Source organism: Hahella sp. CR1, from assembly GCF_029813005.1.
Lineage (GTDB): Bacteria > Pseudomonadota > Gammaproteobacteria > Pseudomonadales > Oleiphilaceae > Hahella.
In genome coordinates this window covers 536,900-550,373 of the sequence record NZ_JAPELK010000002.1, presented here as the reverse complement: position 1 = coordinate 550,373, position 13,474 = coordinate 536,900, and the positions used below count along the sequence as shown (strand labels likewise).

The window sequence follows — 13,474 nt, the reverse complement described above, 5'->3', positions numbered from 1 at the left end:
AACTATTTATTTGCTTGGGTAGTCTCTGGAGGTGTGTCCGGTGTACAGCTGACGCGGACGACCGATCCGGTAAGAAGAGCTCACCATTTCGTGCCAGTGAGAGAACCAGCCGATGGTTCTCGCCATGGCGAAGATGACGGTGAACATGGAGACCGGAATGCCGACGGCGCGCAGGATGATGCCGGAGTAGAAGTCCACATTGGGGTAGAGTTTTTTCTCTACGAAGTAGGGGTCTTCCAGGGCGATACGCTCCAGTTCGCGTGCGATGCGGAACAATGGATCGTTTTCGCAGCCAAGCTCTTTCAGTACGTCGTCACAGGTCTGCTTCATGACTTTGGCGCGTGGGTCGAAATTCTTGTAGACCCGGTGTCCGAAGCCCATCAGGCGGAAAGGATCGCTCTTGTCTTTGGCGCGCTGAATGAATTCTGGAATACGGGATTCGTCGCCGATTTCCAGAAGCATGTTCAACACTGCTTCGTTGGCTCCGCCGTGAGCGGGTCCCCATAGCGCAGCAATACCGGAAGCGATACAGGCGAAGGGGTTGGCGCCGGAGGAGCCAGCCAGACGTACGGTTGATGTAGAGGCGTTTTGTTCATGGTCCGCATGCAAAACAAAGATGCGGTCCATAGCCTTGGCGACTACAGGGTTGACCTGATAGGGCTCGCAAGGAGTGCCGAACATCATGTGCAGGAAGTTGCCCGCATAGTCCAGATCGTTTCTGGGATACATGAACGGCTGGCCGGTGGAGTACTTGTAGCACATCGCCGCCAGGGTGGGCATTTTCGCGATCAGACGGAATGCTGCGATTTCGCGATGGTGCTCGTCGGAGAAGTCCATTGTGTCGTGATAGAACGCGGACAGGGCGCCGACAACGCCGCACATGATCGCCATTGGGTGAGCGTCGCGCCGGAAACCGTTAAAGAAGTTTCTCAGCTGCTCGTGGATCATAGTGTGATTTTTTACCGTGCTACGGAACTCTTCCGCCTGCTCCGCAGTAGGCAGTTCGCCGTGTATCAGTAAGTAGCAGACTTCAAGATAGTCGGACTTTTCGGCCAACTGTTCTATAGGATACCCACGGTGTAGTAGTACGCCATTGGCGCCATCTATATAAGTGATTTGCGATTCGCAGGCTGCGGTTGATACGAAGCCTGGATCGTAGGTAAACAAACCTTCTTCAACCAATCCTCTGACATCTATGACGTCTGGGCCGGTGGTGCCGGAATAAACCGGAAGCTCGATTGTTTTACCATTGACCGATAACGTCGCTTTCTTGTCAGTCATGGTGCTCTCCTATATCGACTTAAAGTGATGCGTACGTGTTTACCGGGCATAGACGCCCGGTCGTGTTTACAGGCCGACTTCTAAGTAGGTCTGACGTTGTTTGCGCAATGGCGTCAATCACAACCGGCGCCGGTTAGGACCGGCGGGCGGAGACTGACGCTCGTCAGTGGCCTCTCAGCCTTTATTCTGGCTTTATACAAGGTCGGCTTAATAAAAAGCGAGGTCATCATAATGGTCTGACCGACTTTTTTTAAGCCCTTGTAATGAAAATACTGCCGATGGTGTTTAAAAAACACCAATTAAAATAGCTTATAAAGAGGAGGGGCGTTGCTTTATCAGTAAAGAAAACGGAGTCTTCGAATACGTAAAAAATACTTCCGGGTATTGAGCCGAGGGGCTTCACACTGCGTATGAAAGAATAAATTGCCGGCCCAAATCAGAAAAGCTCATGTCCGGCGCTAAATTAAGTGGGCTATAAACGGTTGTTGCGTTTGTAATTTACCAGGTGGGAAACTATAATCTGCAACCCGTAAGCGGAGGCCTCATAAGGATTCCCGCCGCCAAATAGGTCCATTCTTAAATAATCCGCCTGTATGGCTATAATCGAGTGTGAAGCTGTGAATAGCAAAAGACCTGTTAATCTAGATCTGACGAAATTCCATTTTCCTCTACCCGCAATTACATCTATTCTGCATCGGATATCAGGTGTAATTATCTTCATTGCAATAGCGTTCCTGTTGTGGGGGCTCGACGCATCTCTGGCGAGCAAGGAAAGTTTTGCTTCCCTTCAGTCAGTCATGGATAGTTTTCTTGCAAAATTAATTCTTTGGGGCATTCTCGCCGCATTGTTCTATCACTTCGTCGCTGGCATCAAGCACCTCATTATGGATGCTGGTTTCGGTGAAACCCTGAAGGGCGGGCAGATCGCAGCGAAGGTTGTGATAGCCGTGTCTGTTGTGCTCATTCTGTTGGCGGGAGTTTGGATATGGTAACCAGCGTCACCAATTTAGGCCGTAGCGGCGCATATGATTGGATGGTGCAGCGGGTCTCCGCTGTCGTGTTGGCTCTTTATACCGCATTTATGGTTGGCGTCCTGGTGTTTACGCCGGATCTGACCTATGAAGTATGGAGCGCACTGTTCGCCAAGACTTGGATGAGAATTTTCTCCCTGGCTGCGCTGGTGGCGCTTGGTGCGCACGCGTGGATCGGTTTGTGGACGATTACCACCGACTACATGAAAAACGGCGTGGTCCGTTTCGTTGCGCAGGCCGCGTGCGGAACCATCATGTTCGTTTACTTCATCTGGGGCGTGCAAATTTTGTGGGGGCTGTAATCCATGTCTAAACTTAGAACTCTTTCTTACGATGCCATCGTAATCGGCGGCGGCGGCGCCGGGATGCGCGCGGCGCTGCAGTTGACGCAGTCCGGCGTGAAAACCGCTTGTATCACCAAAGTATTCCCAACCCGTTCTCACACTGTTTCCGCTCAGGGCGGGATCACCTGCGCCATTGCCAGTTCGGACCCGAATGACGATTGGCGTTGGCACATGTACGACACCGTCAAGGGGTCGGACTATATCGGCGATCAGGATGCAATCGAATATATGTGTTCGGTAGGTCCTCAAGCAGTATTTGAACTGGAACACATGGGACTGCCTTTCTCCCGTACGGAGACAGGGCGCATCTATCAGCGTCCTTTTGGCGGTCAGTCCAAAGATTTCGGTAAGGGCGGCCAGGCTGCTCGTACCTGCGCGGCGGCGGACCGTACTGGTCATGCGCTGCTGCACACTCTTTATCAAGGCAACCTGCGCGGCGGCACTACCTTTTTAAATGAATGGTATGCAGTTGATCTGGTTAAAAACCAGTCTGGCGCGGTAGTTGGCGTAACGGCTATCTGCATCGAAACTGGTGAAACTGTTTACGTCAAAGCCAAGGCGACAGTTCTGGCTACTGGCGGCGCAGGCCGTATCTATGCATCCACCACTAATGCATTGATCAATACTGGCGACGGCGTCGGTATGGCTCTTCGCGCTGGCTTCCCGGCGCAGGACATGGAAATGTGGCAGTTCCACCCAACTGGTATCGCTGAAGCTGGCGTACTGGTGACGGAAGGTTGTCGTGGTGAAGGCGGTTATCTGATCAATGGCGAAGGCGAGCGTTTCATGGAACGTTATGCGCCGAACGCGAAAGACCTTGCTGGTCGTGACGTCGTCGCCCGCTCCATGATTATGGAGATCCTTGAAGGCCGTGGTTGCGGCCCCAACAAAGACCATGTATTGCTGAAGCTGGATCATCTGGGTGAAGAAACGCTACACCTGCGTTTGCCTGGCATTGTGGAGTTGTCGAAAACATTCGCGCACGTAGATCCTGCAAAAGAACCTATTCCGGTTGTTCCAACCTGTCACTATATGATGGGTGGTATTCCGACCAACATCGGCGGTCAGGCGCTGACTCAGGACGCAAACGGTAACGACAAAGTCATCGACGGCTTGTTCGCCTGTGGCGAAGCTGCATGCGTATCCGTACACGGCGCAAACCGTCTGGGCGGCAACTCGCTGTTGGATTTGGTTGTATTTGGTCGCGCAGCAGGACTTCACATTGAGAAGATGCTGAGAGACGGTTACGGTGTGGATGACGCATCTGAATCCGATATCGACGCAACCATGGCGCGTCTGGACAGACTGAACAGCGGCTCCGGCTCTGAAAAAGTGGCGGAAGTACGTAAAGACCTGCAGAACACTATGCAGCTATATTTCGGTGTGTTCCGCGATGGCGAAAGCATGCAGAAAGGTCTGAAGCTGCTGGAAGAATTGGGCGGACGTGTGAAGAACACGGTTCTTGAAGACAAGAGCATGGCGTTCAATACCGCTCGTATCGAAGCTTTAGAGCTGGATAACCTGTACGAGGTCGCTTATGCGACGGCTGTTGCGGCTGAAGAAAGAAAGGAAAGCCGCGGAGCGCACGCCCGTAACGACTACACTGAACGGGACGACGACAATTGGCTGAAGCACTCTCTTTACTTCCCTGTGGACAAGCGGGTAAGCAAGCGGGAAGTAAACTTCGCGCCTAAAATTGTGGAGCCATTTCCTCCGAAAGCTCGTAGTTACTAGTGTCGTTGGGGAGACAGAGTTATGTTGGTAAGCATCTATCGTTATAATCCGGAAGTTGACGAAGCTCCCTTCATGCAGGATGTGGAGCTGGAAGTCCCTGCGGGCAAGGACCTTATGGTTCTGGACGTGCTGGGACTGATGAAAGAGAAAGATCCGACCTTGGCGTATCGTCGCTCATGCCGTGAGGGCGTGTGCGGCTCCGACGGCATGAACATGAACGGCAAAAATGGCTTGGCGTGCATCACTCCTCTTTCTCAGGTGGTGAAAAACAACAAGCTGGTTTTGCGTCCGTTGCCAGGGTTGCCGGTTATTCGCGATCTGGTTGTGGATATGGCGATTTTCTACAAGCAGTACGAGAAAATTAAGCCATTCGTGGTGAATGACAATCCGCCTCCGGCGATTGAGCGATTGCAGTCACCCGAAGAGCGTGAAAAGCTGGACGGCCTGTATGAATGTATTCTTTGTGCGTGCTGTTCTACTTCATGCCCGTCGTTCTGGTGGAACCCAGATAAGTTCGTTGGTCCCGCTGGCTTGTTGCAGGCATACAGATTCCTGGTTGACAGTCGCGACACTTCTACCGAAGAAAGATTGGCGAATCTCGACGACCCGTTCAGCGTATTCCGCTGCCGGGGAATCATGAATTGTGTAAGCGTTTGCCCGAAAGGCCTGAATCCAACCAGAGCCATCGGTCACATACGCAATATGCTCTTACAGCGTGCTACTTAAAACTATAATTTAAAAAATTACACTGTTACGGTCGTTGCTGAATTAGCTGTCTATACTAAGAAGCTAATAGCGCGCGCGTGTTGCAGAACATGCGCGCGACATAAACAAACTGAACTGGTAGGAAATCCACTCCCTCTATTTTAAGGACGGGGTGGTTTACTGTTGTAAACCTACGGGGTTATGCAGATGTCCTCTGCGCTATCTGTGGTTTGGCACGCCTTTGCGACGCTGGAACGAGCCGTAATCAGTGGCCTTAAGCAGATAGTTCCCTGATGCAACCAAGGCGAGCTATATGCACGAAAGCACGATGGAGCAGCTGTGGCGGACTTCCCATTTGGCAGGTGGGAACTTTGCCTATGTTGAGCAACTCTATGAGACCTATCTCACCGATCCTAACGGCATACCCCAGGCCTGGCGTGAGTATTTCGACAAACTGCCAAAAGAGGAAGGGCTGCCCAGTCAGGATATTCCTCACTCCGTCATTAAAGAGCAGTTCCTGAAACTGTCGCGCAGACGCGCAGCGGCTGTCGAAGCCAGTCCAACATCATTGGTCAGCACTGAGCATGAACGTAAACAGGTCAAGGTGCTGCAGCTGATTAACACCTACCGTTTTCGTGGACATCAGAAAGCCAAACTGGATCCCCTCAACCTGATGGTGCGCGAGCATGTCGCGGACTTGGAGTTGGAATATCACGGCTTGACCCGGGCGGACCTGGATACTGTATTCCAGACTGGTTCATTGTGCTTCGGCGTAGAGACCATGACCTTCGGCGAGATCATTCGCGGTTTAGAGTTTACCTACTGTGATACCGTCGGCGCCGAGTACATGCATATCGTTAACACTGAAGAAAAGCGCTGGGTTCAGCAGCGTCTTGAATCAGTGCGCTCGCATCCTGTATATGAGAAAGAGCGTCGCTATCACCTGTTAGAAAGATTGAGCGCGGCGGAAGGTCTCGAAAAATACTTATCTTCACGTTATCCAGGCACCAAGCGCTTTGGCCTTGAAGGCGGCGAGAGCTTGATTCCCTTGCTGGATGAATTGATTCAGAGAGCGGGAAGCTACGGCGCCAAAGAAATCGTTATCGGTATGGCGCACCGTGGTCGTTTGAACGTGCTGGTCAACACACTGGGTAAAAACCCCAAAGCGTTGTTTGACGAGTTTGAAGGCAAGCGTCTGTCGGATGAAGGTTCCGGCGATGTGAAGTATCACCAGGGCTTCTCTTCCAACGTTCTGACCCCGGGTGGCGAAGTTCACTTGGCGTTGGCGTTCAACCCTTCACACCTGGAAATCGTTTCTCCGGTAGTGGAAGGCTCTGTAAGAGCGCGCCAGGATCGTCGTGACGATACTGCCGGTGATGCGGTTGTGCCTGTGATTATGCACGGTGACGCTGCGTTCGCAGGTCAGGGCGTTGTCATGGAAACGTTCCAGATGAGCCAGACCCGTGGTTACGGCGTTGGCGGCACTGTCCACATCATCATTAATAACCAGGTTGGTTTCACTACTCATCGCCGTGAAGACGCGCGCTCCACCGAGTATTGCACCGACGTTGCGAAAATGGTTCAAGCGCCCATTTTCCACGTTAACGGCGATGATCCGGAAGCGGTTCTGTTCGTTACACAGGTAGCGATGGATTACCGCAACACCTTTAAGAAAGATGTGGTAATCGACCTGTTGTGTTACCGCCGTCGTGGTCACAACGAAGCGGATGAGCCTTCTGCGACTCAGCCGTTGATGTATCAATGCATCAAAAGCCTGCCAACCACCCGTCAGATTTACGCTCAGCGGTTGATTAACGAAGGTGTCATCACCGAAGAAGAATCCGCTCGCCTGGAAAACGAATATCGCGATCTGCTGGATAAAGGCGATCACGTCGTTAAAAGCTTGGTGAAAGAGCCTAATAAAGAGTTGTTTGTTGACTGGTCTCCCTACCTGGGCCACAAATGGACAGCCAAGTGCAAGACTGGCATCAATCTTAAAACGCTGCAGAAGCTCGGCCGGAAAATGGATGTGCTGCCTGACGGATTCGTGCCTCAGCGTCAGGTCTCCAAAATCTTGGAAGACCGCAAGAAAATGACCCAAAGCGCTATGCCGGTGAACTGGGGTTATGCAGAAGTTATGGCGTATGCAACCTTGTTGCATGAAGGCCATAGCATACGTCTGACCGGTCAGGATGTTGGTCGCGGTACCTTCTCCCATAGACATGCGGTTCTTCATAACCAGAAGGACGGCGGATTGCATATTCCGTTGCAGCATTTGGCGGAAGGACAGTCCGTGTTCGACATCTACGACTCCTACCTCTCTGAAGAGGCGGTGTTGGCGTTCGAATATGGCTACGCCACGACTAACCCGAAAACTCTGGTGATTTGGGAGGCTCAGTTCGGCGACTTCGCTAACGGCGCTCAGGTTGTTATCGATCAGTTCATCACCAGTGGCGAGCACAAGTGGGGCCGTTTATGCGGTCTGACCATGTTGCTGCCGCACGGCTATGAAGGGCAGGGACCAGAACACTCTTCAGCGCGTCTGGAGCGTTATCTGCAATTGTGCGCTGAGCACAATATCCAGGTCTGCGTGCCGACCACGCCTGCGCAGGTATTCCATATGCTGCGTCGTCAGGTTAAGCGTCCGCTGCGTAAACCTCTGGTGGCTATGAGTCCGAAGAGTCTGCTGCGCCATAAAGACGCGGTGTCTACGGTTGAGGAGCTGGCCGAAGGTCACTTCCACACAGTCCTTGGCGAGATCGACGACCATATCGATCCGAAGCAGGTTCGTCGGGTCATTATGTGTAGCGGTAAGGTGTATTACGACTTGTTGGATAAGCGTCGTAATGAAAACATACAGGACGTGGCGATTATCCGCATAGAGCAGTTGTACCCGTTCCCCGAAGACGATCTGGAAGAAGTTTTGTCTGCGTACAAGAAGTTGACCAATATCGTCTGGTGTCAGGAAGAGCCAATGAACCAGGGCGCCTGGTACTGCAGTCAGCACCATATGCGTAACGTCCTCGCGAAGACGCACCCGAAACTCTATCTCGAGTACGCTGGACGTCCGGGCTCCGCCGCTCCTGCTGCGGGCTATGGCCATGTCCATGCGGAAGAGCAAGCTAAATTAGTTAACGATGCCTTTACTATTTAAACAGGCGCTTAGTTAGTACAAAGGATAAAAGATGGCGATCGAAATTAAAGCTCCTACTTTCCCAGAGTCCGTCGCGGACGGCGTAGTGGCGACTTGGCATAAAAAACCTGGGGAATCCGTGGCTAGGGACGAGCTACTGGTCGATATCGAGACGGATAAAGTGGTGCTCGAGGTTGTAGCGCCCGCAGCCGGCGTCATTGAGAAAGTTCTCAAAGGCGAAGGCGAGACGGTGCTTAGCGAAGAAGTTATTGCAGTATTTAAAGAAGGCGCGGCTGGAACGGCGGCGCCTGCCGCTGCGGAAGAAAAGCCACAGGCTGCGCCTGCGGCGACTGAAGCCAAGGCGGGTCAGGAAGCGATTCTGAGCCCATCCGCGCGCAAAATGGCGGAAGAGAACAATCTGAATCCTTCCGACATTCAGGGCACAGGTAAAGGCGGTAGAGTGACCAAGGAAGACGTGATGAACCACTTGTCTTCCAACACTACCAGCGTTACTGCTGAAGTGAAGTCCTCCGCTCAACCTGCAGCGGCGCCGGCTATGCCTGCTATTGAATCTCCAGCGGGAGCGCGCCCAGAGAAACGCGTGCCGATGACTCGTCTGCGCGCCAGCATCGCGCGTCGTCTGCTGGATGCTCAGCATAACTCTGCAATGCTGACTACCTTCAACGAAGTCAACATGAAGCCGATCATGGATCTGCGTAAGCAATACAAAGATCTGTTCGAGAAGCGTCATAACGGCGTGAAGCTGGGCTTCATGTCCTTCTTCGTTAAAGCGGCCTGTGAAGCGTTGAAGCGTTTCCCCGCTGTGAACGCTTCTATCGATGGTAACGACATCGTTTACCACGGTTATCAGGACGTTGGCGTAGCGGTATCCACCGAGCGCGGTCTGGTTGTGCCTATCCTGCGCGATGCGGATCAAATGGGCTTGGCGGAAATTGAATCCACCATCGGCGACTTCGGTAAGAAAGCGCGCGACGGCAAGCTGTCAATCGAAGACATGACTGGCGGAACGTTCACCATTTCCAATGGCGGGGTTTTCGGTTCATTGATGTCCACGCCGATCCTGAACCCGCCGCAAACCGCTATTATGGGTATGCACAAAATCCAGGAGCGTCCGATGGCTGTAAATGGCCAAGTGGTGATTCTGCCGATGATGTACCTGGCGCTGTCATACGACCACCGCATGATCGACGGTAAGGAAGCGGTACAGTTTTTGGTGACTATTAAGGATCTGCTGGAAGATCCTGCGCGGATTCTGCTGGATATCTGATCCAGCACATTCGCCGCCGAGTTTTCCGGCGCGTCATGCTCCCTCCGCGCGGTTGCGGAGGGGCATTGTCGGGAAACCTTTTATGTACCTATAACTAAGAATTGGAAAGTAATATGGCAGATAAATTCGACGTAATCGTCATCGGTGCGGGTCCCGGTGGATATGTCGCTGCGATACGCGCGGCGCAGCTCGGATTGAAAACGGCGTGCGTGGAAAAATGGAGCAACGAAGCAGGCAAGCCAGTATTTGGCGGCACCTGTCTGAACGTGGGATGTATTCCTTCCAAAGCGCTGCTGGAGTCTTCACACAAATTTGAAGAAGCCAAACACGACTTTGAAACCCACGGCATCATGGCGCAAGACGTAACGGTCGACGTAGCCAAAATGCAGGGTCGCAAGAACAACATCGTCAAGAACCTGACTCAGGGTATCGCCTCTCTGTTCAAGGCGAATGGCGTCACTTCCATTCATGGCGCAGGTAAGCTGCTGGCCAACAAGCAAGTGGAAGTCACTGACAACGCGGGCAATGTTACCGTATATGACGCAGAAAACGTCATCATCGCAACGGGCTCCCGTCCAGTCGAAATTCCTCCTACTCCGCTTAACGAGCATGTTGTCGACTCTACCGGCGCGCTGGAATTCAGCGAAGTTCCCAAGCGTCTTGGTGTGATCGGCGCCGGCGTTATCGGTCTGGAGCTGGGCAGCGTCTGGGCGCGTCTTGGTTCTGAAGTCGTGGTTCTGGAAGCGCAGGATACTTTCCTGGGCGCAGTGGATCAGCAACTGGCTAAAGAAGCGCTCAAGCAGTTCACCAAACAGGGTCTGGACATTCGTCTGCGCGCCCGGGTGACTGGTTCTGAAGTGAAGCGTGGCGTAGTGAAAGTGTCTTACAGCGACACCAAAGGCGACCACGAACTGAAAGTGGACAAGTTGATTGTCGCAGTCGGCCGCGCGCCGAACACCGACAATCTGTTGGCCGCTGATTCTGGCGTAAACCTGGACGAGCGCGGCTTCATCTTTGTTGATGATCAGTGCAAGACCAATATGCCGGGCGTATGGGCTATCGGCGATGTCGTACGCGGCCCTATGCTGGCGCACAAAGCGTCTGAAGAAGGCATCGTTGTGGCGGAGCGTATCGCTGGCCACAAAGGTCACGTCAACTATGACTGCATTCCCTGGGTTATCTACACTCATCCGGAAATCGCCTGGGTTGGTAAGACAGAAGAGCAGTTGAAGGCGGAAGGCGAAGAGTACAAGGTCGGCACATTCCCATTCGCCGCAAGCGGTCGCGCTATGGCCGCCAACGCGACCATGGGTATGGTAAAGATCCTGGCTCATAAGGACACTGACCGTATTCTTGGCGTGCATATCGTAGGCCCACAGGCGTCAGAAATGATCGCTCAGGGCGTGATTGCGATGGAGTTCGGCTCCAGCTCCGAGGACTTGGCCATGACTGTATTCGCGCACCCAACGCTTTCCGAAGCGGTGCACGAAGCGGCTCTGGCGGTGGAAGGCAAAGCCATCCACATTGCCCAGCGCAAGAAGCGCTAAGGCTGAATAAGGAGGGGATTGCCCCTCCTTTTGTTTTGAGAGCGTCGGGAAGGAGCGCGACCGCCCCTTCGGCGAATGCGGCGTAGGTGAGACGTCAAAGCGTCTGGCTGGCCGCCGTTGAAGAGACAGGGCGCCAAAACTGGGCTCTCGATTTAAAGAGTGTGTTAGAGAGGTCACCTAAGCGGACATGGCGCAGTTTTGCGCGCAGGCTGAGAAGTTTGAGTCTCATGCTGGAAGCCTGCTCGCGAGAACGTGAAACGTTGTGCTCGTTTGCACGGTGGTAAATAAGTCGAAAGCTGACTAAAAAGCGGAAAACGTTATGAATCTTCATGAGTATCAAGCTAAGCAACTCTTTGCGGACTATGGTCTGCCCGTCTCCAAGGGCTTTGCCTGTGAGTCCGCACAAGAGGCCATGTCTGCCGCTGACTCCATTGGCGGAAGCCAGTGGGTGGTTAAAGCGCAGGTTCACGCAGGCGGCCGCGGTAAAGCGGGTGGCGTTAAGTTAGTATCTTCCAAGGAAGAGATTAAGGCATTTGCTGAGAAGTGGCTTGGTCATAACCTGGTAACCTATCAGACCGACGAGAAAGGTCAGCCTGTTAACAAGATTCTGGTTGAGTCCTGCACGGACATCGATCAGGAACTGTACTTGGGCGCGGTAATGGATCGCGGCACGCGTCGCATCGTGTTCATGGCGTCTACCGAAGGCGGCGTTGAAATCGAGAAAGTCGCTGAAGAGACTCCTGAAAAAATCCTGAAAGCAGTTATCGACCCGCTGGTGGGCGCACAGCCTTATCAAGCGCGTGAACTGGCGTTCGCATTGGGTCTGAACAGCGATCAGGTTAAGCAGTTCACTAAAATTTTCCTGGGCCTGGCGAAACTGTTCCAAGACCTGGATCTGGCGCTGCTGGAAGTGAACCCGCTGGTTATCACTAAAGACGGCAACCTGCACTGTCTGGATGCGAAAGTGGTTGTAGACGGCAACGCTCTGTACCGTCAGCCGCGCATCCGCGACATGCACGATCCTTCGCAGGAAGATCCGCGCGAAGCTCATGCAGCCAAGTGGGAACTGAACTACGTTGCGCTGGAAGGCAACATCGGCTGTATGGTTAACGGCGCAGGCCTGGCCATGGGCACCATGGACATCGTTAAGCTGCACGGCGGCGCGCCCGCTAACTTCCTGGACGTAGGCGGCGGCGCGACTAAAGAGCGCGTGACTGAAGCGTTCAAAATCATTCTCTCCGACGACAACGTAAAAGCGGTTCTGGTCAACATTTTCGGCGGCATCGTTCGTTGCGACCTGATTGCTGACGGCATCATCGGCGCTGTAGAAGAAGTTGGCGTCAAGATTCCTGTGGTCGTACGTCTGGAAGGCAACAACGCCGAGCTGGGCGCTAAGAAACTTGCCGACAGCGGGTTGAACATTATCGCAGCGGAAAGTCTGACTCATGCTGCTGAAGCCGTGGTTAAAGCAGCGGAGGGTAAATAATGAGTATTTTGATCGATAAAAATACCAAGGTCATCTGCCAGGGTTTCACTGGCTCCCAGGGCACATTCCATTCTGAACAGGCAATTGCGTACGGCACCAAAATGGTTGGCGGCGTGACTCCTGGTAAAGGCGGTCAGACTCACTTGGGTCTGCCTGTGTTCAACACAGTTAAAGAAGCTGTAGAGCAAACTGGCGCGGAAGCGTCTGTTATCTACGTTCCTGCGCCTTTCTGTAAAGACTCCATCCTGGAAGCGGCTAACGCAGGCATCAAACTGATCGTGTGCATCACTGAAGGCATTCCTACTCTGGACATGCTGGATGCGAAAGTGAAGTGCGACGAGCTGGGCGTGCGTCTGATCGGACCTAACTGCCCAGGCGTTATCACTCCTGGCGAATGCAAGATCGGCATCATGCCTGGTCACATTCACAAGCCAGGTAAAGTCGGTATCGTTTCCCGTTCCGGCACCCTGACTTATGAAGCCGTTAAGCAGACCACTGACTTCGGTTTCGGCCAGTCCACTTGCGTGGGCATCGGCGGCGACCCGATTCCTGGCTCCAACTTCATCGACATTCTGGAAATGTTCCAGAAGGACGCTCAGACTGAAGCGATCGTTATGATCGGTGAAATCGGCGGCACTGCGGAAGAAGAAGCGGCTGAGTACATCAAGAACAACGTCACCAAGCCTGTTGTTTCTTACATTGCAGGCGTAACAGCGCCTGCTGGTAAGCGCATGGGCCACGCTGGCGCGATCATCGCGGGCGGCAAAGGCACTGCGGCTGAAAAGTTTGCAGCGCTGGAGCAGGCTGGCGTTAAAACAGTTAGAAGTCTGGCCGATATCGGCAAGGCGCTGGCTGAAGTGACTGGCTGGAAATAAGTTTTCCGCCTGTCTGAAAAGCCGCCATAGGGCGGCTTTTCTATTTTTCG

The 13,474-nt window shown here is 53.2% G+C and carries 10 protein-coding genes; 9 read left to right on the top strand and 1 reads right to left on the bottom strand.

All coding sequences use genetic code 11. From position 1 onward, the window contains the following. Positions 1 to 6: 6 nt before the first annotated feature. The gene (gene gltA / locus ONV78_RS07955; protein ID WP_216737761.1) at positions 7 to 1,281 is read right to left on the bottom strand and encodes a citrate synthase; all 1,275 of its coding nucleotides are present in this window, start codon (positions 1,279 to 1,281) and stop codon (positions 7 to 9) included. A gap of 617 nt (positions 1,282 to 1,898) precedes the next feature. Here gltA and sdhC point away from each other — a divergent pair. From sdhC to sucD, 9 genes are all read left to right on the top strand, one after another. Continuing rightward, positions 1,899 to 2,273: a succinate dehydrogenase, cytochrome b556 subunit gene (gene sdhC / locus ONV78_RS07950; protein ID WP_216737760.1), complete on the top strand. Its 375-nt coding sequence runs from the start codon at positions 1,899 to 1,901 to the stop codon at positions 2,271 to 2,273. After that, a complete protein-coding gene (gene sdhD / locus ONV78_RS07945) occupies positions 2,267 to 2,614 on the top strand; it encodes a succinate dehydrogenase, hydrophobic membrane anchor protein (protein ID WP_216737759.1) in 348 nt (115 codons plus the stop codon). Before sdhC ends, sdhD begins: the two co-directional genes overlap by 7 nt. A 3-nt stretch (positions 2,615 to 2,617) precedes the next feature. Further along, complete coding sequence (gene sdhA, locus ONV78_RS07940; protein ID WP_216737758.1) at positions 2,618 to 4,390, top strand: succinate dehydrogenase flavoprotein subunit; 1,773 nt, start codon at positions 2,618 to 2,620, stop codon at positions 4,388 to 4,390. 21 nt (positions 4,391 to 4,411) lie between these two features. Then, a complete protein-coding gene (locus ONV78_RS07935) occupies positions 4,412 to 5,116 on the top strand; it encodes a succinate dehydrogenase iron-sulfur subunit (protein ID WP_216737757.1) in 705 nt (234 codons plus the stop codon). 292 nt (positions 5,117 to 5,408) lie between these two features. Then, complete coding sequence (locus tag ONV78_RS07930; RefSeq protein WP_216737756.1) at positions 5,409 to 8,249, top strand: 2-oxoglutarate dehydrogenase E1 component; 2,841 nt, start codon at positions 5,409 to 5,411, stop codon at positions 8,247 to 8,249. Positions 8,250 to 8,280: 31 nt separating this feature from the next. Further along, a complete protein-coding gene (gene odhB / locus ONV78_RS07925) occupies positions 8,281 to 9,516 on the top strand; it encodes a 2-oxoglutarate dehydrogenase complex dihydrolipoyllysine-residue succinyltransferase (RefSeq protein ID WP_216737755.1) in 1,236 nt (411 codons plus the stop codon). Positions 9,517 to 9,629: 113 nt separating this feature from the next. Further along, on the top strand, positions 9,630 to 11,063 hold the full coding sequence (gene lpdA, locus ONV78_RS07920) for a dihydrolipoyl dehydrogenase (RefSeq protein WP_127969467.1): 1,434 nt from the start codon (positions 9,630 to 9,632) through the stop codon (positions 11,061 to 11,063). A gap of 319 nt (positions 11,064 to 11,382) precedes the next feature. Continuing rightward, positions 11,383 to 12,549, top strand: coding sequence for an ADP-forming succinate--CoA ligase subunit beta (gene sucC / locus ONV78_RS07915; RefSeq protein WP_127969468.1), 1,167 nt, complete (start codon positions 11,383 to 11,385; stop codon positions 12,547 to 12,549). After that, on the top strand, positions 12,549 to 13,424 hold the full coding sequence (gene sucD, locus ONV78_RS07910) for a succinate--CoA ligase subunit alpha (protein WP_216737754.1): 876 nt from the start codon (positions 12,549 to 12,551) through the stop codon (positions 13,422 to 13,424). Before sucC ends, sucD begins: the two co-directional genes overlap by 1 nt. Positions 13,425 to 13,474: the final 50 nt, after the last annotated feature.

What these genes read in the sequence shown, in the direction of transcription:
- sucC (WP_127969468.1), top strand. Translation starts at nt 11,383, where the DNA reads ATGAATCTTCATGAGTATCAAGCTAAGCAACTCTTTGCGGACTATGGT.
- ONV78_RS07935 (WP_216737757.1), top strand. Translation starts at nt 4,412, where the DNA reads ATGTTGGTAAGCATCTATCGTTATAATCCGGAAGTTGACGAAGCTCCC.
- ONV78_RS07930 (WP_216737756.1), top strand. Translation starts at nt 5,409, where the DNA reads ATGCACGAAAGCACGATGGAGCAGCTGTGGCGGACTTCCCATTTGGCA.
- sdhA (WP_216737758.1), top strand. Translation starts at nt 2,618, where the DNA reads ATGTCTAAACTTAGAACTCTTTCTTACGATGCCATCGTAATCGGCGGC.
- odhB (WP_216737755.1), top strand. Translation starts at nt 8,281, where the DNA reads ATGGCGATCGAAATTAAAGCTCCTACTTTCCCAGAGTCCGTCGCGGAC.
- sucD (WP_216737754.1), top strand. Translation starts at nt 12,549, where the DNA reads ATGAGTATTTTGATCGATAAAAATACCAAGGTCATCTGCCAGGGTTTC.
- sdhD (WP_216737759.1), top strand. Translation starts at nt 2,267, where the DNA reads ATGGTAACCAGCGTCACCAATTTAGGCCGTAGCGGCGCATATGATTGG.
- lpdA (WP_127969467.1), top strand. Translation starts at nt 9,630, where the DNA reads ATGGCAGATAAATTCGACGTAATCGTCATCGGTGCGGGTCCCGGTGGA.
- gltA (WP_216737761.1), bottom strand. Translation starts at nt 1,281, where the DNA reads ATGACTGACAAGAAAGCGACGTTATCGGTCAATGGTAAAACAATCGAG.